The organism is Sphingomonas pollutisoli (genome assembly GCF_029167165.1).
GTDB classification, from domain to species: Bacteria; Pseudomonadota; Alphaproteobacteria; order Sphingomonadales; family Sphingomonadaceae; genus Sphingomonas; species Sphingomonas pollutisoli.
This window is the reverse complement of sequence record NZ_JARFNJ010000015.1, coordinates 41,361-64,118: the sequence shown is the minus strand read 5'-3', so window position 1 is coordinate 64,118 and position 22,758 is coordinate 41,361. Positions and strand designations below refer to the sequence as shown.

Annotated in this window: 12 protein-coding genes and 1 pseudogene; 7 read left to right on the top strand and 6 right to left on the bottom strand. The window is 64.6% G+C overall.

Features of this window, described 5'->3' with window-relative positions; translation table 11 throughout:
• Nucleotides 1-188 precede the first annotated feature (188 nt).
• Nucleotides 189-7,274, top strand: a complete 7,086-nt coding sequence (locus tag PX554_RS22915) for an autotransporter outer membrane beta-barrel domain-containing protein (protein WP_275504660.1) — start codon at nucleotides 189-191, stop codon at nucleotides 7,272-7,274.
• Nucleotides 7,275-7,599: 325 nt separating this feature from the next.
• A pseudogene (locus tag PX554_RS22910) lies at nucleotides 7,600-7,788 on the top strand (IS630 family transposase); the annotation flags it as partial.
• Between the two features lie 71 nt (nucleotides 7,789-7,859).
• On the opposite strand, the gene PX554_RS22905 reads toward PX554_RS22910, so the two are convergent.
• Complete coding sequence (locus PX554_RS22905) at nucleotides 7,860-9,167, bottom strand: glycosyltransferase (RefSeq protein WP_275504659.1); 1,308 nt, start codon at nucleotides 9,165-9,167, stop codon at nucleotides 7,860-7,862.
• Between the two features lie 64 nt (nucleotides 9,168-9,231).
• A complete protein-coding gene (locus PX554_RS22900; protein WP_275504658.1) occupies nucleotides 9,232-10,299 on the bottom strand; it encodes a polysaccharide biosynthesis/export family protein in 1,068 nt (355 codons plus the stop codon).
• A gap of 385 nt (nucleotides 10,300-10,684) precedes the next feature.
• On the opposite strand from PX554_RS22900, the gene PX554_RS22895 reads away from it, so the two are divergent.
• The 5 genes from PX554_RS22895 to PX554_RS22875 all read left to right on the top strand — a co-directional run bounded on the left by PX554_RS22895 (nucleotide 10,685) and on the right by PX554_RS22875 (nucleotide 15,898).
• The gene (locus tag PX554_RS22895; RefSeq protein WP_275504657.1) at nucleotides 10,685-11,872 is read left to right on the top strand and encodes a KpsE/RkpR family capsule polysaccharide export protein; all 1,188 of its coding nucleotides are present in this window, start codon (nucleotides 10,685-10,687) and stop codon (nucleotides 11,870-11,872) included.
• Nucleotides 11,873-11,882: 10 nt separating this feature from the next.
• Complete coding sequence (locus PX554_RS22890) at nucleotides 11,883-12,677, top strand: ABC transporter permease (RefSeq protein ID WP_275504684.1); 795 nt, start codon at nucleotides 11,883-11,885, stop codon at nucleotides 12,675-12,677.
• Nucleotides 12,674-13,336, top strand: a complete 663-nt coding sequence (locus PX554_RS22885) for an ABC transporter ATP-binding protein (RefSeq protein ID WP_275504656.1) — start codon at nucleotides 12,674-12,676, stop codon at nucleotides 13,334-13,336. Before PX554_RS22890 ends, PX554_RS22885 begins: the two co-directional genes overlap by 4 nt.
• Before the next feature lie 427 nt (nucleotides 13,337-13,763).
• Nucleotides 13,764-15,041, top strand: a complete 1,278-nt coding sequence (locus PX554_RS22880) for a GSCFA domain-containing protein (RefSeq protein WP_275504655.1) — start codon at nucleotides 13,764-13,766, stop codon at nucleotides 15,039-15,041.
• 8 nt (nucleotides 15,042-15,049) lie between these two features.
• Nucleotides 15,050-15,898: a WcbI family polysaccharide biosynthesis putative acetyltransferase gene (locus PX554_RS22875; protein ID WP_275504654.1), complete on the top strand. Its 849-nt coding sequence runs from the start codon at nucleotides 15,050-15,052 to the stop codon at nucleotides 15,896-15,898.
• A gap of 277 nt (nucleotides 15,899-16,175) precedes the next feature.
• Here PX554_RS22875 and PX554_RS22870 read toward each other — a convergent pair whose 3' ends face one another.
• The 4 genes from PX554_RS22870 to PX554_RS22855 are packed head-to-tail and all read right to left on the bottom strand — an operon-like array spanning nucleotide 16,176 to nucleotide 22,758.
• Entirely contained in the window at nucleotides 16,176-17,291 is a 1,116-nt protein-coding gene (locus PX554_RS22870) for an AGE family epimerase/isomerase (protein WP_275504653.1), read from the bottom strand.
• A gap of 41 nt (nucleotides 17,292-17,332) precedes the next feature.
• A complete protein-coding gene (locus tag PX554_RS22865) occupies nucleotides 17,333-18,562 on the bottom strand; it encodes an HAD-IIIA family hydrolase (protein WP_275504683.1) in 1,230 nt (409 codons plus the stop codon).
• A 34-nt stretch (nucleotides 18,563-18,596) separates the two neighbouring features.
• Nucleotides 18,597-19,652, bottom strand: coding sequence for a GHMP family kinase ATP-binding protein (locus tag PX554_RS22860; protein ID WP_275504652.1), 1,056 nt, complete (start codon nucleotides 19,650-19,652; stop codon nucleotides 18,597-18,599).
• Nucleotides 19,653-19,683: 31 nt separating this feature from the next.
• Nucleotides 19,684-22,758: a glycosyltransferase gene (locus tag PX554_RS22855; protein WP_275504651.1), complete on the bottom strand. Its 3,075-nt coding sequence runs from the start codon at nucleotides 22,756-22,758 to the stop codon at nucleotides 19,684-19,686.

Below are 22,758 nucleotides of genomic sequence, written 5' to 3'. Positions count from 1 at the left end.
GAAAAAGGAAACGCTATCGAGTCAGTCTGTGCGGGAAGCGCTCTTAAAGGAGCAGGTTCAAATATATATTTTACAAGCTCCCCCCGCTTTCCGAAACGGGCCTTTTCAGCCCGGAAAAAATCGTTAGTACAAGTAGATACTACGTGTTTGGAAGCGGTGGGGGCATCGCTTACCCGGGGGATGTCATCATGGCTGCTTTCACGCAAATCCTGTCGCGTCGGCGTTTGTCGCTCGCGATCGGTACCAGCTCACTCGCTCTGGCCTTCAATCTGCCCGGTGTCGCGCAGGCACAATGCGCGCCGGACCCAACGGTGGCGAACGGCACCAGCACCTGCACCGGCAACGATAGTGACGGCATCCGCATCACCACCTCCGCCACGACGCTGAACGTCGCGCCCGGCTCCACCGTGGCGGGCGCGACCACGCCGGCGGTGACGGTCGATATCGCGGGCGGCGATTACTACCCGTCCGCCACGATCCTGGCGAACGGGACGATCGCGGGCGGCGCGAGCAGCGGCATCAGCCTGCTTTCCGGGCAAAATATCTATACGGGCGGCGGAACGTCGCTCGCGTTGACGGTGGCCAAAGACGCTGTCGTATCTGGCACCACCGCGATCACGATGGGGCAGAGCCTCGGCTACCCGACGGGCTCGACCACGTTGACGATCGACAATGCCGGTACGCTTTCAGGATCGAGCGGCGTCGCCATCAGCGGAGATGTCACCGGGACGCAATATGGCTATCCCGCGACGTTCTCGTCGATCACCCGGCTCGTCAACCGCGCAGGGGGTACGATATCAGGCAGCGTCGTCGGGCCGGTCGGCACGCTCGACAATGCGGGTTTGATCGATGGCGGCAACGCGAGCGCGCTCACCGTCGGCAATGCCTCGGCGGCCTATGTCGCCGGCGAATGGACCAACACGGGCACGATCCGCGCCAATTCCACCGCAGCTGTGATCGTCCGGGCCGGCAACAACACGCTCGATAACAGCGGTACCATCGCCAATACGGGGACGGGCGCTGCGATCTCCAACAATCAGCCGGCATACTTCTATGCCTATGCCATCCAGAACCGCGCGGGCGGCACGATCAGCAGCGCTGGCGCGACCGCCATCGCGAACGTGGGCGCGCTTCGCCTCACCAACCTTGGCACCATCAACGGCGACGTCACCACCGGCGACGGTGCGAGCTTCGTGGATTCAACGGGCGGGCGTATCAACGGCTCCGTTCTGTTCGGCGCAGGCGACGACACGCTCATCATCCGCTATACCGGCGGCGCCACGCCGACGACGGGGATAACCGGCGCGATCAACGGCGGCGGCGGCACGAACACCGAGCGATTCACGATCGACAGCGATACGACGCTGTCTGCGCCGATCACGATGCTCCCCGGATTCCAGAAGCTCGGCATCGCCACGGCCTACGGCGCAACCACCACGCTCGCGCCCGGGTTCGTGGCGCCAGGCACGATCGGCCTTTCCGGTGCCGGCGCGCTCGTCAACACCGGCACGCTCGCATTCACGGGGCAGGCGTTCGTCGACGATCTTGGTGACGGCATACGATCGTTCACCAACACCGGCACGATAACGGCAAACGCGAGCGGAGACGCCTACGCCCTCGCGCTTTTCTATACACCGACGATCGTCAATACCGGCACGATCAGCGTCATCGGCAACGGCATCCAGGCCGGCGTCAACGGCACGATCGTCAATAGTGGCGCGATCACCGCGACCGGCACGGCGGTCGACGCCTTCGATAGCGAGTTGACCAACTCGGGCACGATCATGTCAACCGGCGGTATCGGCGTCACGCTGAGCGGCAACGTCGGCTACCGCGCGACGAACACCGGGCGGATCGTGGGCGCCACGGTCGGCGCTGAGACCAGTATCGACCTCACCAACAGCGGCACGATCCTCGCCACCAACGCAAACGGCACTGCGGTCGTGGTCGATGCATATGGCTCGCTCATCAACACGGCCGGCGGCGTGGTCGGCAACGGCGGAACGGCGGTGACCGTTAACACCTTCAACAACACGGTGGTGAACGCCGGCACGATCAACGGTTCGGTCATCTTCACGGGTGCCTTCAGCGGCGCCAACCAGCGCTATATCGCGCAGACCGGCGGCATCCTTAACGGCGACCTGACGCTCAGCGCAGGCAGCCTGCTCGTCACCGATCTGGTGAACACCGGGCCGGGCGCCTTCGCGGGTATCACGGGCACCGTGACCGCGGGCGCGGGCGCTTCCCTGCGGTACCGCGTCTCCGCCGACGCCTCGGCAACGCTCGGCCCGGTCGGGCCGTTCCAGATGCCGGGTTATGAACTGACGAACAACGCCACCCTTACGCTCACCGGACAGGGTACCAACACGCAGGCTCTGCAATTGGCCGGCGTTGGCACGGTGATGCTGGATGCGACGATCGCGACCAGCACGACCCCCGCGTTACAGACGACCTCCCCCGTTTACATGCCCGGCAGCACCTACACGCCCAATGCGCTTGTCATCACCAGCGCCGGCGCGCTGAGTGTGGCGCGGACGGCGAACACGTACCCTGGCTCCGCCGTATCGCTCGGCGCCGGCGACAGCTTCACCAACACCGGCACGATCAGCGTGACCGACCGGCAGACATATGGGAACACTGCGGCCGTCTCGTACGGCGCGAACGTCACCAACAGCGGCATAATCCTGCTCGACGGTGGCATCGGCATTTCGAACAGCACCAACGTCGTCAACACCGGCACGATCCGCCAGATCGCCGGCGGCGCCAGCGCGCAGGGGATCGTCGGCGTCACCACGCTCGACAATCGCGGCACGATCAGCGTGGACGGTGTTGCGGTATCCTTGCGATACCTGGGGCGGATCGTGAATTCGGGCAGCCTCGAAAGCACCGGCGGCGTCGCCATCACCGGCAGCGGGGCGATCACCAACACCGCGACCGGCACAATCCGCGGCACCGGCGGCACCGCGATCCAGGTCTCCTCCAGCACGTTCGTCAATCAGGGCGCGGTGACGGGCAGCGTGGATCTGGGCTATTCCCCACCCTATTATTCCGGGCAACCGACCCGCTCTTATGGCAGCAGCACCTATGTCGCTGACGGGGGAACCATCACCGGCGACCTGCTCTTCGGCGACGGCACCGACCTGCTCTTGCAGACCAGCGATACGCTCGGGGTATCCGGCATCATTGATGGCGGGGCAGGCACGAACATCTACGGCCGCAGCCTGGCCAGCAGCGGGACGGTCGATCTCACGTCGAGCGGGCTGCGCAACTTCACCGGTCGATTGATCCAGGCAGTAGGCGCGGACACGACCGTCACCATCACTGCACCCGACACGTTCACCGGCGACCTGTATCTTGCCGGTGATGGCAACATCGTCAATCAGGCCAACATCACCGGCGCACTGACGACGTCACTGCCGATCTACGGCGGCGCGCTGTCCGATTTGCTCGACGGCGATCATACGCCCGCGTCACTGTCCAACAGCGGTACGGTGACCGGCGGCGTCTTTGCAGACACCGCGTCCTTCACCAACACCGGCGCGATCTCCGCGTCGGGCGGCTACGGTGTCGCCGCATCGCTCTATGGCAGCCCTGTACTGAGCTTCGTCAACAGCGGCACAATCGTCGGCCCTGGCGCAGCCTCGACCCCACCTTACACCTATTACGCCCAATCGGCAGTCATCCTCAGTTCGGATGGCGCGATTTCGGCCAGCAACACCGGCCAGATCGGCGGCGGCATCACCGCGTATCTCAACGATTTGGGAGACGCCGACACTCTGACGCTGGACTTTGCCAACAGCGGCACGATCACCAGCGATCGCGGCGCGGCGGCTTCGGTCGGCATCGAAAGCTACTATTATTATGGTGGCGGTACCGCGGGCGGCAGCATTCGGGTCGATAACAGCGGCACGCTCTCTTCGCAGGTCACCGCGGCAAGCGGGCTGCAAGCGACCGGGCTGAGCCTGTTCGAAGCGTATTCGGACCAGCCGTTCGCCTATACGATCGCCAACAGCGGCACGATCAGCGCCACAGTGACCGGCAATACCGACGGCTCGACCGTGCCGACGCTTGGCCTTTTGGTCAGCGGCACTGGCCTCACGGGTACGATCACCAACGCAGCAAGTGGCACGATCAGCGCCACTGGCCAAAGCGCCTACGCGATCGTCGTTGCGGATACCGCGCTTAACTTGACCAACGCAGGTACGATCAGCGCGATCGGATCGAAGACCAGCGTCGCGATCCAGACCTTCGACGCGTTCGACAACACGATCGTCAACACCGGCAAGATCGTGGGCGCGATCGCGCTCGGCGACGGGGCGGACACGATCGACAATGCCGGCACCATCACAGGCGCGATCGCGCTTGGCGGAGGCGATGATCGCTTCGTCCAGCGGGCCGGCGGCAGTGTCAGCGGAAGGATCGACGGCGGTAGCGGCCTGAACAGCTACATCGTCGACGCCACGGGCGGCACCACCACCGTAACCGGCGCGCAGCTCGTCAATTTCGCGAGCCTGACGCAGACCGGTAATGGCACGGGCGTCTACGCGGGCGAGTTCGGCATCGACACGATCAGGCTCGAGGGCGGCACGCTCGCGGTTGCAGCCGGAGCGACGCTCGGCACCGCGTCCGCGACAGCGATCACCGGCGGAGATACGGGCGTCAGCATCGTCAACGCCGGGCGGATCAAAGGCGCGGTACGGCTGGGCGCGGGCGACGACAGCTTTACCGAAGTGGCCGGCAGCCGCGTGAGCGGCGGGGTCGATGGCGGCGGGGGCAGCAACCTCTACCGCGTGCTGCTCGACGGCAATCGCAGCGGCATCGGCGCACGTACCAACTTCCAGCATCTGTCGGTGGGAGGCACCGGCACGCTGGCGCTCGCACTCGACCAGAACTACCAGTCGGTGGCACTGGCGGGCACGGGTCTGCGGGCAGCACTTGGCGGGTTCACGATCGGCCGGATCGACGGTAGCGATGGCGTTGAAACAGTCGCGATCGATGGCGACGTGGCGGCCGTGTCGCTCGGCGGCGGCAACGATACGCTCTCGCTCGGGGCAACGACCCTCGCGGGACGATATGATGGCGGTAATGGCAACGACACGCTGGATCTCACCGCCCGCGCGCCGGTCCTGCTGACCGGTTCTGCGGTCCATTTCGAAACGATCTCGCTTGCGGGCGGTGCGCTCACCGTGGCGGGTACGCTCGGCAGTGGCGGCACGACGCTCGCCTTCGGCGACGGCGCGCAGGCGCTCACCGTCGCGACCGGCGGCACGCTGGCGGGGGTGATCGATCTCGGCTCCGGCGACGACAGCTTCACGCTGGCGCGCGGTGGGACGCTGGCCGGCACGGTCGCAGGCGGCGCGGGCACCGACACCGTCACGCTCGATTTCGCCAACGGCTTCACGCTCGCGAGCGGAACGCTCACCGGCTTTGAGCGGCTGATCGCGCAGGGCAACGGTACACTGACGCTGTCGGGCGGCGCCTTCGGCTACACGACCGCGACCATCGCCGGGGATTTGACGATCGCTGCCGACGCGACGCTCGCCACGCCGCAACTGGTGTTCGGCCCCAACGACAACCGCCTGACCATTGCCGGCGGCTTCAGCGGCTCGGTCACCGGTGGGGCGGGCAACGACAGCATCGACATCTCAGGCGGTAGCACGGCCGCGCCGATCGCGTTCGGCAGCGTTACGGGGGTCGAGGCGCTGCGGATGAGCGGTGGTTTCGCCACCATATCGGGCAACGCCGGCTTCGGCGTGCTGAGCCTGGCCGGCGGGCGTCTGGTCGGTCTCGCCGGATCGACGATCTCCGCACCGACCATTACCGTCGGCAGCAACGCAACGTTCGGTTCGGCCGGAACCGTCAACGGCAACCTCGCCGTGAACGGAACGCTCAGTCCCGGCGCATCACCCGGCACGATGACGGTCAACGGTAACGTCGCGCTCGCCGGCAGTTCCGTCTCGGTGTTCGAGATCACGCCGAGCGTGTCAGACAAGCTCGTCGTCAACGGCACCGTCTCGATCGCGCAGGGTGCGACGCTGCAACTCGTCGCCGATCAGCGCGTCACACCCGGCACCACGCGCGATCTCATCATCGCGAGCGGCGGCATCACCGGTAGCTACAGCAATATCATCAAGCCCGCCGCGCTGTTCGGCGTGGTCGTGCAGCAGGCGGACAAGATCTCGCTGCTGGGCCAGTTCCTCAACGATGCGGCGTTCACGCCGCAGGTCCGTCGCTCGATCGACTACGTGAACGCGGTGTTGGTCGGCGGCAACGCGAGCAACGCGCTGCTGACGGCGGTGCCGCAGCTCGTCACCGCGTCGGGCACATCGAACCAGACGGCGTTCGCGCGATTGACGCCCGAGGCCTATGCCTCCGCGGACCAGATCACGATCGAGAATGGCCTGCAACTCGCCGATGTCGGCCGGTCGTCAGCCTTCGGCACGCAGCGCGAGACGCGAGGCGCCTTCATGTTCGGCAGCACACTGGGCAATTTCCGTACGCTCGACAGCAACGCGCAGGGAACCTCGCGCGCGCAAATCAACAGCTATGGTTTTCTCGGCGGCCTCGGCTGGGGCAGCAGCGACTGGTCGGTCGGTGGCTTCGTCGGCTATCTGAACGGCCGTCAGACGCTGGCGACACTCGGTGCACGCACGACGGTGGACGGCGTGGTGGCGGGCGTCCACGCGCGTTGGACCGGCGCTGGCATCGGCGCCCGCGCGACGCTCGCATTCGACGGTGGCAACGCGACTACCCGGCGGGCGCTGCCGGGCGGGACAGCAGTGGGCCAGTACGATCGGCGCGGGTGGACAGCGGATTTCAATCTGGATTACGCGCTTCGGCTCACTGGGAACTGGCGCGTCCGCCCCAGCATCGGCGCGACCGCGATCCGAACCGAGCATGACCGTGTCGTGGAAACCGGGAGCAGCGCCTTCGCCCTCGATGTCGCGCGATCGCACGATCATGCGGTCTTCGTCGATGGCGCGATGGAGTTCAGCGGGGGCGCCAGGGATGGCGCGATCGTGCGGCCTCACCTGTCGGTCGGCGTCCGTTATCAGGTGGACGGACGCACCCCATATGCGCTCGCCGCGTTCGGCGGCGGCGGGTACGGTTTGCTCGCCGCGGGCGCGCAGCGGGCACCCGTGCTCGCGACCGCTACCCTCGGCGCAGACGTGAGCGTCTCCTCTCGGATGGTTCTGTTCGGCGCGCTGAACGGCGAAAGTGGCGACGCCGATCATCGCGCCAGCGGACACTTGGGCCTGCGGCTCCAGTTTTAGCGTCGCGTGCGGAGCCGCTCTGCCGAATAGCCTTCGCACAGTGGCGCCCACCACGCTTCGGTATCCAGATACCATTGCACCGTCTTGGCGATGCCAGTGTCGAAAGATGCATGTGCGCGCCAGCCGATCTCGGTTTCAGTCTGGGTAACATCGATTGCATAGCGATGATCATGCCCCCAGGCGATCGATGACGAAATCGATCAGGTCACGGTGCGGACAGTGAATGGTCGGCCTAATACCAACCAGCGCGGTCGCTGACTCACGATGGATTCCCAAGACGTCGAAAATGTGAATCTATGGCGATGCGGCTTTGGAGTGCGGCGCTATGGGTTCAGCGATCAGCTTGCGGGAAGATTTCGACGGGGCAGCGCTGCGCCGATTGTCGCGGACGACGAAGAGCGCGAACCAGGCACGGCGGCTGTTGGCCTTGGCCGAGATTTACGATGGCGGCAGCCGGAGCGCCGCGGCTCGGATCGGTGGCGTCGGGCTTCAGATCGTGCGCGACTGGGTGCTGCCGGCGAAGATACCTTGCCGAGGATCTGCGGACACTCCTCGCCGGCCCGGTGGTCCGACAAGGCGGTCAACTCAATCGGTCCGGTCCAGGCCGGCAAGCAGTTTTGCGGCGGACAAGGTCCAGGTCGCTTCAGGCGGGGTAACGACGACGCAGCCTTCCGTGACGTCGGAAGCCCACAGACGGATCGCCTGCGCCAGTGCCGGAGTATCCGCGTCAGCTGGGAAGTATCGCACGCCGTTGCCCTCATGCGGGCGGAACACCGCAAGGTCGCGCGCCAGCACAGGCTTAACATGTTCCAGCGCCTCCACCAGCGGTAGCCCAAACCCTTCGGCATAGGAGGCAATCACGACGCCCGCGCAGGCATCGTATATCGCCGCCAATTCCCGGTCGCCCACGTCGTCCAGCCACAGCAGCTTGTCGCCGTGTTCGGGGTGTGAGCGGATGCGTTGCGCCAGCTCGGCGGTTTGCCAGCCCTGCCGCCCGACCAGCACCAGACGTTGCGTACCACCGTCGCGCCACAGGGCATCGAAGGCAGCGAGGATATCGCCGTGACCCTTGCGTGGCTCCAGCGTGCCAACCATGAGAAAATAGGGTGTGGACGTATCGAAGCGCGGGGCGGCGATATCGTCCTCGAACTCGGCGTCACCTCCTGTGGCGGCACGGGGCGCGGCGGCGTCGAGGATGTTGCCCCCCATCGGCACAACTTGCGTGCGATAGCCGCCGATCAGGCCGTACCGCTCGTCCAGCGCATCACGCAGTTCTGTCTCGGTCTGACCGGAATTGCACACGAAGCCTTCAGAAAGCGCGGCCAGCATATCTAACCAGATCCGGTAGCGCAGTATCGTATTGCGCGAGAACCAGTCCGGCCGCTGCAAGGGCAGCAGGTCATGGACCAGGAACCACAACTGCCCGCCCTGCCGGCGGAACCGGGCCAGTTTGCGCCGGTGCCAACGCAGCGTGTCGAGTGAATAGTCCAGCCCTAGGAAGACGTCGCCCGGCCGCGCGCGGATCGGGGTAAAGTCGGGCGTCTGACCGGACGCCGTTCCGGGCCAACTGATCTCGAAGTAGCTGCGCTTGCGGGTAGCCGACACAAACCGGATATCCCAGCCCTGCGCTGGGGCCGCATCGCGCAGCGCCAGCGCCAGCGCACGAACGACGCGCTGGATACCGGTCCCCGCATCGTTCTTACTGATCACCGCCATGTCCACGAACAGACGGGGGCGCTGTTCCGGCACGCCCTCCGCTACGCCGGTTGCATCGGCCGCCCGCCTGCGGCGGCGCTGACGCGCCACGCGGAACCGCCGCCAGGCACGGGTGCCCACCGCCTCGTCGACGCGGGCCGGTAGCAGGTCAATGAACGTGGGCAGGCGCAGCTTCACCTGCGGACCGCCCTGCGGCGGCGAAACCGTGCCTGACGCCCCCTGTGCAGCATCGGGTGCCGCCTCAATTGTTATTCGACAACGCGGTCGCGGTTGTCGCCGCCGGCAGCAACGTCGAATAGATGACGCTCACGAACTTCTGGATGTCGGCCAGCGGTGCGTTGGAGACATAGAGCACGTCCTTGTCGCGGATGGGGAAGCTCTGCACGATGAAGAACGACGCCGGATCCTTCATGTTGATGCGGTAGATCACCGGCGCCTTGCCGTCTGGCGTCAGTCTTGCCCTCGCCCGCGTTGCGGGGTCTAGCGCGGCAGGGTCTTCCAGCCTGAAGATGAAGACGCCCTTCACATCAGCGCGGGCATCTTGGAGGCCAGCGACACGACCCAGCGCCTGCGCCATCGTCACGCCGGTCGCCTCGAAGGGAATTTCCTCGTTGCGGCCGGTGGCGCCCAGCGCTGTGAAGCTGAAGGGCTGGAACAACACCGTCATGACATCGTCTGGGCGAAGGCGCACGTTCTGGCGGGGATCGCGGATCACGGATTCCAGCGGCAGCGCACTGACCTTCATTCCGCGCGTGATCTGGATCGTCATCTTGCCCACGGGCTGGCGCACCCCTCCGGCAGTTGCGAGCACGTCCAGGATGCGTTCGCCCCGCGCGGTCAGCGGAACGCGCTCGCTCGTCGCTACGTCGCCCACCACGGTGACGGTGGCGGCGGCGTTGCGGATCAGGCGTACTATGGTTTGTGGCTGATGTGCCTTGCCGCGAAGGCGAGCCGTGATCTCACGCGCGATATCCTGCGGCGTACGGCCCGCCGCCTGAACGCTGCCGACGAAGGGAATGGTGATCTGGCCATCGCTGTCCACCATTTGCTCGGGCAGAGACGCGCCGCGCGCCGTCGTGACGCCCGAAAGCGCGGAAGAGGCTGAGGCCATCGGGCTGGACAGGCGGCCTTCAGCCCCCACGCTGCCGAACAGCGCCGCCGGCGGCGCTTCCCAGATGGCGATGTCCAGCACGTCGCCGCGACCGATGACTGAACCGATCGGCTCCCCATCACCCAGTTCTTCCGAGAACAGCCGCTGATTCCTGCTGGCTAGGACGTTGCGCGCGACGGCGTCGGTGACGTCGATCACCTGGATCGCCCCGTCAGCTGCGCCCTGGGCCTCAAGCTTGCCCACACTGCGCGCTGAAGGACCTACAGCAGGCGCCATAGCACATGCCGCCAGAGATGCAGCAAGAACGCCACTTGCAATGAAGCGGGTGGCCATAACGGATCTTTTCATGGGGAATTCAGCCAAATATCAGACGTGCGGGGCGCCGGCATGTTGCCGCAGTCAATGGCGCAATCGCCGGTGCAGATCAAGGCGCCGCCAGGATTCCGGCGGCTCACGCCTGATGCAATGGCACGGGCTGCAGCAGTCTTTCTTCACTGGACGCAAAATGCGCTTGCGGCTAGGGGGGCGGGCGCTTGCCTGCAGCCTTGAGCCGGCAGATACCGGCTCAAGGCTGTGTCAGGTGATGGACAAAGACGATACGGTGGCGCATCCAGCCATCGGTGACGGTCAGGGCAGCCTGGACGCAGCAGTACGGAACTCTCGAATTTTGAATATCCTGGAAAAGATGCCCCGCATCAAGCCGCTGTTCTTCGTCACGGTGATCGTTCCGGTATTCCTGGCGATCCTTTATTATGGGTTTTTCGCCTCCGACGTCTACATCTCGGAATCCCGCTTCATCGTGCGCAGCCCGGACAAGACGGCAACGACGGGACTGGGCGTGTTGCTCAAAAGCACCGGGTTCGCCAATGCCGGGGACGAGATCTACGCTGCGCAAAGCTACGTCCTTTCGCGTGACGCGCTTCAGGCGCTGAACAGCAAAGGCGCCTTCGTGCAGGCCTATACCAACCCGTCCGTCTCGATCTTCGACCGCTTCAACCCACTCGGTTTTTCGCGCAGCGGAGAGAATCTTTACGACTACTACAAAAAGCAGGTGAAGATCGACCAGAACACCACATCCTCGATCGTCACCATGACTGTGCGCGCATTCACCCCGCAGGATGCCCGCCGCTTTAACGAACAGCTGCTGGAAATGGCGGAAGCCACCGTCAACAAGCTGAACGTGCGCGGCAAGCAGGATCTCATCCGCTTCGCCCAGACCGAAGTGGACGACGCCAAGGCCAAGTCGCAGGACGCCGCCATCGCCTTGGCCGCCTACCGCAACCAGGCGGGGGTGGTCGATCCCGAGAAGCAGGCGCAGGTCCAGATCCAGATGGTCTCCAAGCTGCAGGACGAACTGATCGCCACGCGCACCCAGCTGCGCCAGCTGCGCGCCTTCACGCCGCAGAACCCGCAGATCGAGGTGCTCGACATCCGCGCCAAGGGCTTGGCCGCCGAGATCGACGACCAGCTAGGCCAGGTTGCGGGCAGCAGCAAGTCGCTGTCGTCGCGCGCGGCGCGCTACCAGCGGCTGTATCTGGAAAGCCAGTTCGCCGACAAGCAGCTCGCCAGCGCCATGGCCTCGCTGGAGGAGGCCCGCAACGAGGCGCGCCGCAAGCAGGCCTACGTCGAGCGCATCGTCCAGCCCAACCTGCCCGACGATGCGCTGGAACCCCGCCGCCTACGCGGCATCTTCTCAACACTGATCCTGGGCCTTGCCGCCTGGGCCATCATCAGCATGCTGGTTGCCGGAATGCTGGAGCATCGGGACTGAGCTTCGCGCCATGCGGTCACATCTTGCAGCAGTGAGGCGAAGCGCATCGGTGCAGGGGCGGGTCGTCTATGCCCTCCTCATGCGCGAGATCCTGACCCGCTACGGACGTCACAATATCGGCTTCCTGTGGCTGTTCGTGGAGCCCATGCTGTTCACGACCGGCGTCACTATCCTGTGGACGTTGACCCAGGCGCTGCACGGATCGTCCCTGCCCATCGTCGCCTTCGCGCTCACCGGCTATTCTAGCGTGCTGCTCTGGCGCAACATGCCCGCGCGCTGCATCGGCGCGATCGATCCGAACCTTGCGCTGATGTACCACCGCAATGTGCGGGCAATTGACATCTTCCTGGCCCGCGTGCTGCTGGAAGCAGGCGGTGCGACTATATCGTTCGTGACGCTCAGCCTGTTCTACATCTACATCGGGTGGCTGGAACCGCCCGCGGACATTCTAACCGTTGCGGGCGGATGGGTGATGATCGCGTGGTTCGGCGCCGCGCTCGGCATGTTCCTCGGTGCCATGTCGGAAAAGAGCGAGATGGTGGAGCGCCTCTGGCACCCCATCTCCTATCTTGCCTTCCCGCTGTCCGGTGCAGCATTCATGGTCGATGCCCTTCCCCCAGCCGCCCGCAAGTACGTCCTCTATGTGCCGATGGTGAACGGCGTCGAGATCGTCCGCGAGGGCTATTTCGGCGAGCAGGTCCGCGTGCATTACGATTTCTTCTACTTGCTCGCCTGCTGCGTGGCCCTAACCTGGCTGGCGCTGTCACAGATCGCAGTGATCAACCGGGAGGTAACGCCCGAATGATCGAGGTCGAACACGTCCACAAGATTTACCCCACCCGCGCCGGCGATCGGGTGGTGCTGAAAGACGTCTCGTTCAACCTCGACCGAGGGGAGAAGCTGGGCGTGCTGGGCCGCAACGGCGCGGGCAAGTCCACCCTCGCCCGCCTGGTCAGCGGGGCGGAGCGCCCCACTTCCGGCCGGATCGAACAGGGCATGTCCGTATCCTGGCCGCTGGCCTTCGGTGGCGCGTTTCAAAACGCCCTGACCGGCCTCGACAACGTCCGCTTCATTAGTCGAATCTACAAGCAGGACTACCAGCGTAACATCGATTTCGTCGCCGATTTCACCGAGCTAGGCCTCTACCTGCGCGAGCCGGTGCGCTCCTATTCGCAGGGCATGCGCGCGCGCCTGGCCTTCGCGGTCTCGATGATCATCGAGTTCGACTGCTACCTGATCGACGAAGTAAGCGCGGTGGGCGATGCCCGCTTCCACGAACGTTGCGAGGTTGAACTGTTCCAGAAGCGCGCCGACCGGGCGATGCTCATCATTTCCCACGATCCAGAATACGTGCGCAAGCATTGCGGCCGGTTCGCCGTCCTCCATCAGGGCGACATGGCGTTCTACCCAGACTTCGAGCAGGCTTACGACCGTCACTTGCGCATCCTACACGGAGAGCCGTGACGAAGCGCCGTTTTTCCGGGGCCGACGTCGCCGCCCCCGGTTCATTAATATACATTTCAGGTTTTGGAATGGCGTCCCTTGAAAGAACGAACGTCCCCGCGTCACGCACCGGCTGACATCCCCAGGCAAACCCGCTACTGTCGCTTCAGCCGTGCCGATACTGCATCGAAGAGGCCGTGATGAACGCAAGCCCACCCGCGCTGGAACTCGATTTTACCCGTCCCGAACCGGCATCACCCGATCTTCTCCTCGCCCTCGAGGGGTTTTCCGGAGCCGAGCCTATCGGTCGCTGGACCGATGGCGAGACCGCCCGCATCGTCCTAGCTGCCGACCCGGCGCGGCCCCGCGACCTGCTGCTGGTGCTCAGCGGCTTCCCCTTCGTCGCCCCGACATCGGCGCGCAAGGCATCACCATCACCGTCAACGGGGTGCAGGCTGCCGACTGCAGCTTTTCCCACCACTTCCGGCACGAACGGATCGAGGCCGCGGTATCGCTGCCTGCAGGCGACGCTGAAGCGCCGCTGGAAATCGTACTCAGCATCCGCAATCCCGGCCAGCCTTCACGCTACGGCATAGGCGACGACGGGCGCAACCTGGGGCTGCTGCTGTCCGGCTTGACGGTCCAGGTCGCCGCCCCGCGCGACAGCGACCCGTCGTCCAACCCCTACCGCGGATTGCCAGCGCACCAGTTCTGGCGCCGTTCAATCTCCGCCGTCGAACACCACCGGGTCGACCCCGTCACGCATACCCGCTTCAAGATCGGCAAGAATGCCCGCGTTGGCACTGCGGGAAGCTGCTTTGCGCAGCATATCTCCCGCCGGATCATGGCATCGGGCTTCAACTACTTCGTGACCGAGGCGGGAGACGGCATCGACGAGATGCAACGCAGCAAGCGCAACTACGGCACTTTCTCGGCCCGCTACGGTAACGTCTATACGACCGTGCAGTTGCTCCAGCTGTTTGAGGAGGCGTTCGGGCAGCGGGTACCGCACGATCGCGCCTGGCCCCAACCCGGCGACCGCTTTATTGACCCCTTCCGTCAGCAGATCGAGCCGGACGGCTTCGCCGATGAGGCCGCCGTCATCGCCGATCGCGACCGGCACCTCGCCGCCGTGCGCCGCTTGTTCGAGGAAACCGACGTCTTCGTCTTCACGCTGGGGTTGACGGAAGCATGGCGATCACGCGAGGATGGTTCCGTATTCTCCGCCGCACCCGGTGTTGTGGGCGGAACTTTCGATCAAAGTCGGCACGAATTCGTCAACTTTGACCTTGCCGAAACATACGGTGCGCTGGAAACCTTCTTGGAGAAGTTTCACGCCCTCAACCCAGGCGCGCGGGTGCTGCTCACCGTCTCGCCGGTGCCCCTGATCGCCACGTACGAGCCGCGTTCGGTCCTCGTCTCCACTACCTACAGCAAGTCGGTGCTGCGCGTGGCCGCAGAAATGGCGCTCAAGCAGTTCGATTGGGTGGACTATTTTCCGTCCTACGAGATCATCGCCGGCAGCTTTTCGGGCGGGCTCTATTACGAACTGGACCGCCGTGAAGTGAATGCGCTGGGCGTTTCGCACGCCATGCGTTGCTTCATGCAGAACTACATCGAAGGCCACGACCCCAAGGTGGCGGACGTCGCCCCCGAAGCTGTGCGCAAGGCTTCCGCCATCGGCATCGTGTGTGACGAGGAAATCATGGACAGCGCAAGGGCATGAACTCTTCCATGGAACAGTGGCTCGTCATTTCGAACTGCCAGACCTTCGGCCTTGCCAACTGCTTGCAGGCGCAGGTTTCCGACGTGCAGGTCACGGGTGTGGACACCCTTCTGTTCAATTCCGATCCCGATCGCTTCAACGCGGCGATGGACAAGTACAGCACCCTTTTCATCGCCGACGGCGTGAAGGGTGAAATTGCATCCGCGCGGATCGACGCGATCCCGAATCACGTCGCTCTGCCGATGATCACCTGCCGGGCATTCCATCCCGATCTGATCTACCTACAGCACGATGGACGGCCCGTGGTCGGCCCGGTGGGCGATTATCACTCGGCAATCGCTTATGCCTGCTTCCGCGCCGGGATGAGCGTTGCCGACACCGTCCCGCGCTTCAACAGCAGCTTCCTGGAACGCTGTGGCTACACAGCCATGTGGCTGCCCGAACGCGACCGCCTGGTGGAGGACTTGGCCCGCTTCGGTCTCGACATAGCCGCGCCGATCCGGACATGGGGGCGGAACGAAGCGTTCATGTTTAGCATAAATCATCCGCGCATCCACGTCCTACACGACATCGCGGCCGAACTGCTGCGCTCCCTGGGCCGCCTGCCGTTTCCCAACGGGATCGTGCCGCACGACAACCTCGCCACGGGTGCGGCCTTCGCGGTCTACCCGGAAATCGCGGACGCACTAGGCGTGGCCGGAAGCTATGTTTTCAAGGACGTGGGTAACTATCGCCCCGTCGATCTCGAAAGCTTCGTCGCGGGCTGCTTCGCAAGCTACGAGCGAATCGGCCCGATCGCTATCACGCCGCATCCGCAGTTCGCTCAGCATGTCGATTACGTGGCCGCGCTGCTCTGATGGCTGTCGAAGCCGCCGGATTTTGAAAGATCTTCTCAACCGTGACGGCCCGGGTTTTAGATCCTCTATGCGACCACGCGATATCAGCCGCCCATCCACCAGATCTCGGCCTCGGCGACGAGGAAAAGACGGGGCAGCCGTTACTGGGGGCTTGTCTGAATCCGTCATCCCGGCAAGAATGTCCAAGCTGCCTGAAACGGGTCTGAAAACCGGGCATCCTCTCCGGCGATGCCGACCTTGTGCGACCGCCCGAATCAAAGGCCAGAAAAACCCGGAATCAAGAAACACAGTCCAGAGCTTCCCCTGCGGTGCGCAGAGAACACATCTCCAAGATCGCGCAGGAGATGTGATAGAGCGAGCTACCCGGGGCGAGTTCCTCAATGAAACTGCCATCTTCGTTCATCTTGTCGCGCCACAAGTGCTGCGCTTCGGGCAGTAAGTATTTGCGCAGACCGGTCCACGCGTCTGCGACTTCGCGTAGATCCTCATCTCTGCCGGTGCGATGATAGCGCGCGACCGCCACCTTGAGGCGCTCGGTCTGCGGCCAAAGGCGGGCCTTGCCGTTGACTACGCTGCCGTCGGTCAGCACTTCGTTGATCGCAACGCCACGCCGCGCATCGATGCCGTGGCGGCGGGCGAACGCGGTCATGGCGTCGGAAAGGGCGACGGCGTTTGGGGCGCCCGAGCGGGCCAAACGCTCAAACAGCCAAGCCCATTCGAAGCAGTGGCCCGGCTCAGCGATGCGGCCTTCGTCGCCGGGCGCGGGAGTCCAGTCCTCGCCGAAGTACTCCAGCAGCGCGCCTGATACCGGATCGACCAGCCGGGTCCGGCACAGTTCCGCCACCGCAAGCGCCGCATCGCCGAAGCGCTTGCGGCCGCTGGCTTCGTGCAGCGCGCTGAACGCCTCGAACAGGTGCATGTGCGGGTTCTGTCGACGCACCGACGGATCGACGATCTCACCCTCGCGAAAGCCGCCTTCCGGATGCGACCAATTCGCCTCGATTGTGTCGAGCAGCGCCTCGGCTTCGTCGAAGAAGGATTCCTCTCCCAGCGCGCCGCCGGCCGTGCCCAGCGCGAAGAGGACGAAGGCTTGGTCGTAGAGATCCGCCCTCGCGTCGAGCACGGCAGCGTCATGGTCGAGGCGGTGGACGTAGAAGCCGTCGGAGCGCTTAGCCTTGGCGATGAGGACGCGCATCGTCTCGTCCACTAGCGCGCGCCACGGGCCGGTCCAGCCCGCCCTACCCGCCGCGACCATAGAATAGATGTGACGCGCCTGCACGAAGGTGCGGAAATATTCGCCGTTGGGCACGCCCTCCAGTGTCATCCGCTCGGGGAAGAGGGCGGACGCAGTGCGCCCGCAGCTACTCCACACCGGCGCAGCGATGTCGACCAACCAGGCACGGGCTTCCTGTTCAAGTTCCATGATACGCTGCTTCATGTCGTGACTTTCTGGCTGACAAGATGGGGGGCGACGAAGTCGCGCAGGTTTCCACCTGCGAACTTGTGTGCCGCGATGCCTACGGCGCGCGCGGCGGCAAGATCGGTGTCCTGATCGCCAACGAGGAGGCTGGCCGGGATATCGATCTCCCAGTGTTCCATGAGGTCAAGCAGCATGCCCGGTTCCGGCTTGCGCCACGGATGAACGTGGCTGTACTGCTCCACGGTGCCATCGGGATGATAGGGGCAGAAGCGCCAGTCGTCGATGTGTGCGCCCTGCGCGCGCAGCTGCGCATTCATCCAGTCAAACAACGCGCTCACGTTCTCTACCGGATAGTAGCCCCGGGCAACGCCGGCCTGGTTGGTGACCACGAAGACGTAATAGCCCATGTCGTTAGCCAGACGAACGGCCTCGATCGCACCGTCGATCCAGCGGAAGCGGTCGGTCGTGCCGACATAGCCTTCGTCATGGTTGAGCACGCCGTCGCGATCGAGAAACAGCGCGGGCCTGTGGCGCTGCGCGGGCACTTCGATCTGGCTGCGTTCGTAGGATTCCGGCACACCGATGTCGAGGAAGTACCCCTCGAACCCGCGAGCTCGTAGCTTGCCCGCCGCCGCCAGGCGAGGCAGCACGTCCTGCTCTATCGAGAAGCGTTCGCCCAGTCCGCGCACATGATCGCGCGACAGACAATAGGCCCCGCCGTTGACGTAGTACGGCGCGACAAGCGCCTCTCCGCGGGGCACGACCGCTCTCACCTGCCCGTCGGCCGCAAAGTCGATGGTTTCGTAACGGTCCGCCAGCGGCACTGCCCGCACCGCGAGCGAAGCGTTGCTCAGGCCTTCGCCCACGACGTCGGCGCTGCACAGTGCGTTCCAATTGCAGTCGAACCAGGTGTCCCCGTTCAGCAGCAGGAATCGCTCGTCCAGCACCGGCAGCGCATTGGCTACGGCGCCCCCAGTACCCAGCGGCTCAGGCTCCACCACCACATCGAGGGTGTGCCCCTGCGGCATGCGGGTGCGCAGGGCGTCGACGAAATCGAACACCCGTTCGGACTTGTAGCCCGCGAGCAGCAACACCTTGCGGAAGCCCTGGCGCCATGCCTCACGAACCAGCAGTTCGATGAAGGGTGTGCCGCCGACGGGCAGCAGCGGCTTGGGCGTCTCGCGGGTCAGGCTACCCAGGCGGGTACCCAGCCCGCCGAGCAGGATCGCACATTGATCGACCATCAGCGGCACTCCCCCGCGCTTACCGGTCCTAGCGTCATTCCGGAACCACCCAAGCTTCCACGCCTTCGAACGTCAGGCGCACCGCGCTGGCATTGCCGCCCGCGTCGTCGAGCGCTTCGATCAGGTGATGGCGCCGCGACGGATTGGCGAGCAGCATGATGAAGCCGCCACCGCCCGCGCCCGATACCTTACCTCCCCACGCGCCATTGCGCATCGCCACGTCCAGCAGGCCGTCGATGGTGCTGTTGGAGATGGTCGAAGCGGTGTTCTTCTTGGCCTGCCAAGCCTGCTGCAGCACGTTGGCGGTCTGCCGGATCTGGCCGCCCAGCAGCATGGTCTTCATGCGGGTGGCGTGTTCTTTGATCTCGTGCATCGAGACGATGGTCTTGTCGTCCATCTGCTTGAGGCCAGACACCTGGTCCTCGATGATCCGCGCAGATTCCCGCGACTGGCCGCTGAAACAGATCACCAGAGAGGATTCGAACTCGTTCAGACAATCGCGATGCAGGCGCAGCGGATTGACGATGACGCCGACGCCGCCCTTTAAAAATTCGATGAAGTTGAACCCGCCGAACGCCGCCGCATACTGATCCTGCTTACCGCCTAGCATGCCTAGCTGGACGCGCTCTATATCATAAGCCATCTCAGCAATCTCGTAAGGACCGAGCGGCAGCTTGAGCGCAAGCGCGAATGCCTCGATCAGGGCCACTGTGAGCGCCGAGGACGCGCCGAGGCCGGATCCCGCCGGAACGTCGATCGTGGTGGAGATGGTCAGCGGCATCGCCTTGCCGTCGTTGTACCGCTCCATCATCACCTTGTAGGTGGCTCGGTGCAGCACCAGCCCTTCGCGGATGCTGAAATCGAGTGTGGCGGGCAGTTCGTCCTCGCTACCCAGGTCGTCGGCGCGCAACACGATGCGCCCATCGTCCCGGCTTGCCAGGTGGGCATAGGCATAACGGTCGATGGTAGCATTGAGCACGACGCCGCCGAAGTCGTCACAATAGGGCAGCAGGTCGGTGCCCCCCCCCCCCAACCCCAGACGCAACGGCGCACGCGCGCGGACGTTTCGGTGAATCAGCCGTTCGAACATTTCATCTTCTCGTTTTCGATCCAGAAAAAAATCAGAGCGGGACGCCCGCCATCTTAAGCAACTTGCGCACCGGCCAGCGCCGCATCGCGCGCTGGCGAGAGACCAACCCATCAAGCCCCACGAGGTTGGCATCTGCGGCCCTACCCTCTGCACTGAGGCTCAGGCTGTAGATGATCGCCGCCTTGCTGCGTCCGGCGTCCAGCGCTTTCAGATAAGTCTGCACCCCGCCTTCGTCGGCTTCGCGCAGCAGCAGCTTACGATAGGCCATGCGCACGAAATCCTCGCCGTCGAGCGCCATCAACTGGTCGATCGTCAGGATATCACCTTCCGAGCGTGGCGCATGGCCGAACGCTTGCAGCACCGGTAACGGCGCAACATGCTGCGCGTTCGGCGCCGCCTGAGGAGCAGGCCGGCTCCATGCTTGGCGGCGCGGTTCCGGGGCCGCTGACAGTAGGGCGTCGGACAGCGCAGTAAGCGGTCCGAAACGATCGACGAAACGCGCATGGTCCTGCGCGAAATGCGCGAGTTCGGGCAGAATGTCGCGCACCTGCCCCGCCCGCAGTGCTGCGATCCGCACTGCATCGACGACATCGGCAGGGCCCAGTCCCCGCGCGCGCGCAGCGGCGAGCACGGCAGCTTCCTGCACGTCCGGATCGCGACCAAACAGCACGGCGAAGGCCGTTTCGGGCGAAGATGCGGGACGCCACTGCCCGGTATCGTTCCGATTCGAATACGGCAATTCCGCTAGACGCTCCACCGCCCAGCCTACGAAGGCGGGCGACAGCGCGACTTCACCCCGCAGCGTCGCATAAAGCACCAGCCGGGCAGCCAGCAGGTCCGCGCTGCCGGGCTTGACGGATACCGGCGTCTGCCCGAAGTCGGCAAGGAGCAGTTCGGCCGGCGTCGCTTCGCGCCCCAGGAACGCCGAGACCCCCGCAGCCAGGCCAGCGCCTGGAAGTGCCGCCACCGCATTGACCTTGCCCGCGATCGTGCGCTCTTCCGTGCATGGCCGCCTTGCCAACCCAGCACGCAACGCCAAAGTGCGGATCAGTTCCAAGTGCACCTGCGGATCCTTAGCCCGGCGCAGGCCGGCCTCGGAGAGCAGCAGGCGCAGCAGCGCACGTTCACGGCCATGCCGTCCCTTGAGCAGCGCCTGGAGCTTTACCCGCCCGTCCCGCGAGGGCACCTGCCCGGTCAGGTCGAGGCTGGCGGCGTCGAGGAATTCGTCATCCTCGTCAATCAGCAACGCCCTGTCCACCGCAGCTTCGGAATCGAGCTGGTCGATCACGCGCAGCTTCCAACCGATCGTGGGCAGCGAAATCTTGTCCGCATAGCCCGCCGGGAACCTGCGGCGCAGGCCCGCCTCCAGGCGCGCGCGATACTCCTCGCTGTTGACGGCACCTCGGAGGTACGTCGTGCGCAGCGTCGCGCGCTCGTCGAAGGGCATGTGCGCGTCCACTTCGCCCGGCCCAGGATCGCGGAACAGCAGGTCGGTGTAGATGGCTTCATGAAAGGCGGGATAAGCCGGAATCTGCATGAGCCTGCGGAACCGGGTGCGCCATTCCTTCGCGAAGCTCGGCGGAATATAGGCGGTTGTCTCTAGATTGCCGGTGACGGCATCGTTGACTAGGCGCACCGGCAGGGCTTCGGGGAAAGCAGCCATGAGGTTCAAGGCGACCTCGGTATTGGACCAGTCCGCCCGTTCCGCCCTGACCAGCCATCGGGCCATCTCGTCCTCGCCGATCCCCGGGATCGCCGCCGAAACGAGATGCTCCACCAGCTCGTCTCGGTCGAACTGCCGCAACAGCGACAGCGAGGCGAGGATGCCGAGGCGGGCGCGATAGCTCGTAGCCGTGCCCGATCGCTCCGGAGCACCCACCTTCTCGGTAACGAGCGCCGCGATACCGTCCACGAAGGACTGCCAGGTCGGCAGCTCCAGCGTCTCGATCTCGGCTTGGAGCGCCAGCACGGCGTCATCATCGAGCAGGCGACGCACAGCGTCTTCCAGCGCCTGGCCGTCGCGCGCTTCGACGCGTAACTGCCCCCCGGGCGCGAGGTCAAGGATGCTGGGCAGATCGGCCGTGACGATGCACGGCACACCCAGCGCCAAGCTTTCCACCGGCGGCGAACCAAAGCCCTCGGCCACCGACATGTAAATCGAGGCGCGGCAGTGCATCAAAAGATCGCGCAGCTCTTCGTCCGCCGGGCTGTCCACCCAGCGCAGCCACGAATAGCGCTCGAAAGCGGCTTCCAGCTCCGCCTTATCGGCAGGCTCCAGCCAGCCCATACGGCCCGCGAAGCACAGGCGCGCATCGTGGCCCTGCGCCCGTAGTCGTTCGAATGCGCGCAGGATGTGCAGCGACTGCTTACGTGGCTCCAGCGTGCCGACGACTAGAAATTCGGAAGAACCTGGCGCGGTCTTGCGATAAGTGCGACCCAACCCGTCGGCGCCCGGAGCGATCACGCGGTACGGTCGTCTGTCACCGCGATTAATACGGTTTACGAAGACGTCGCGCGTGGTGGTCGATGTGAATATATTGTGTGTATACTTGCGCCGGTTCGTGAGTGACAGACTGATATTGTCGGCAGCCCGCCAGTCAATTGAGAAGAATTCGGAATGGGTCCACGAGAGGAAATCATGGCACAAATTGAAGATTTTCTCTGGTCGCGTCGCCGCCGCAAGACTGAAGAATTCAAGGTTCAGCGACTCTTCCAGTGAAATGACCGCCCGGCAGCATTCCAACGCCTGTTCGACGGAAATCTCGCAGATGATGCGGTTCCGGGCGGACAGCATCGCGATCCAGCCCGGACTGGGATCGATGTCGAGATCTGCGAACTCGTTCGAGAGGACACGCAACACGTCGTCGCTGTTTTCGAACAGCTCGCGCACGCTTTCGAAGAAGTCAGGATCGAGGATCCCGATCCGATCCAGGCCCAGCTCTACGAAAGGGATGGTATCGTCGATGTACGGCCAGCGTGTGCTGAACTCATAGCAAACGCGCTGGATGCCTGTGCGGATCGGGTAGGACACGAGGTTGTTGAAGTTGATCAGGAACTTGTCACGGATCAACGCCTGCGCGAGGCTGGCGGAAGTCATGTCGTTCAT

Coding starts and splice junctions, on each gene's coding strand:
- PX554_RS22915 (WP_275504660.1), top strand. CDS start 189: ATGGCTGCTTTCACGCAAATCCTGTCGCGTCGGCGTTTGTCGCTCGCG.
- PX554_RS22875 (WP_275504654.1), top strand. CDS start 15,050: ATGGAACAGTGGCTCGTCATTTCGAACTGCCAGACCTTCGGCCTTGCC.
- PX554_RS22895 (WP_275504657.1), top strand. CDS start 10,685: ATGGACAAAGACGATACGGTGGCGCATCCAGCCATCGGTGACGGTCAG.
- PX554_RS22885 (WP_275504656.1), top strand. CDS start 12,674: ATGATCGAGGTCGAACACGTCCACAAGATTTACCCCACCCGCGCCGGC.
- PX554_RS22860 (WP_275504652.1), bottom strand. CDS start 19,652: ATGTTCGAACGGCTGATTCACCGAAACGTCCGCGCGCGTGCGCCGTTG.
- PX554_RS22855 (WP_275504651.1), bottom strand. CDS start 22,758: ATGAACGACATGACTTCCGCCAGCCTCGCGCAGGCGTTGATCCGTGAC.
- PX554_RS22890 (WP_275504684.1), top strand. CDS start 11,883: ATGCGGTCACATCTTGCAGCAGTGAGGCGAAGCGCATCGGTGCAGGGG.
- PX554_RS22865 (WP_275504683.1), bottom strand. CDS start 18,562: ATGGTCGATCAATGTGCGATCCTGCTCGGCGGGCTGGGTACCCGCCTG.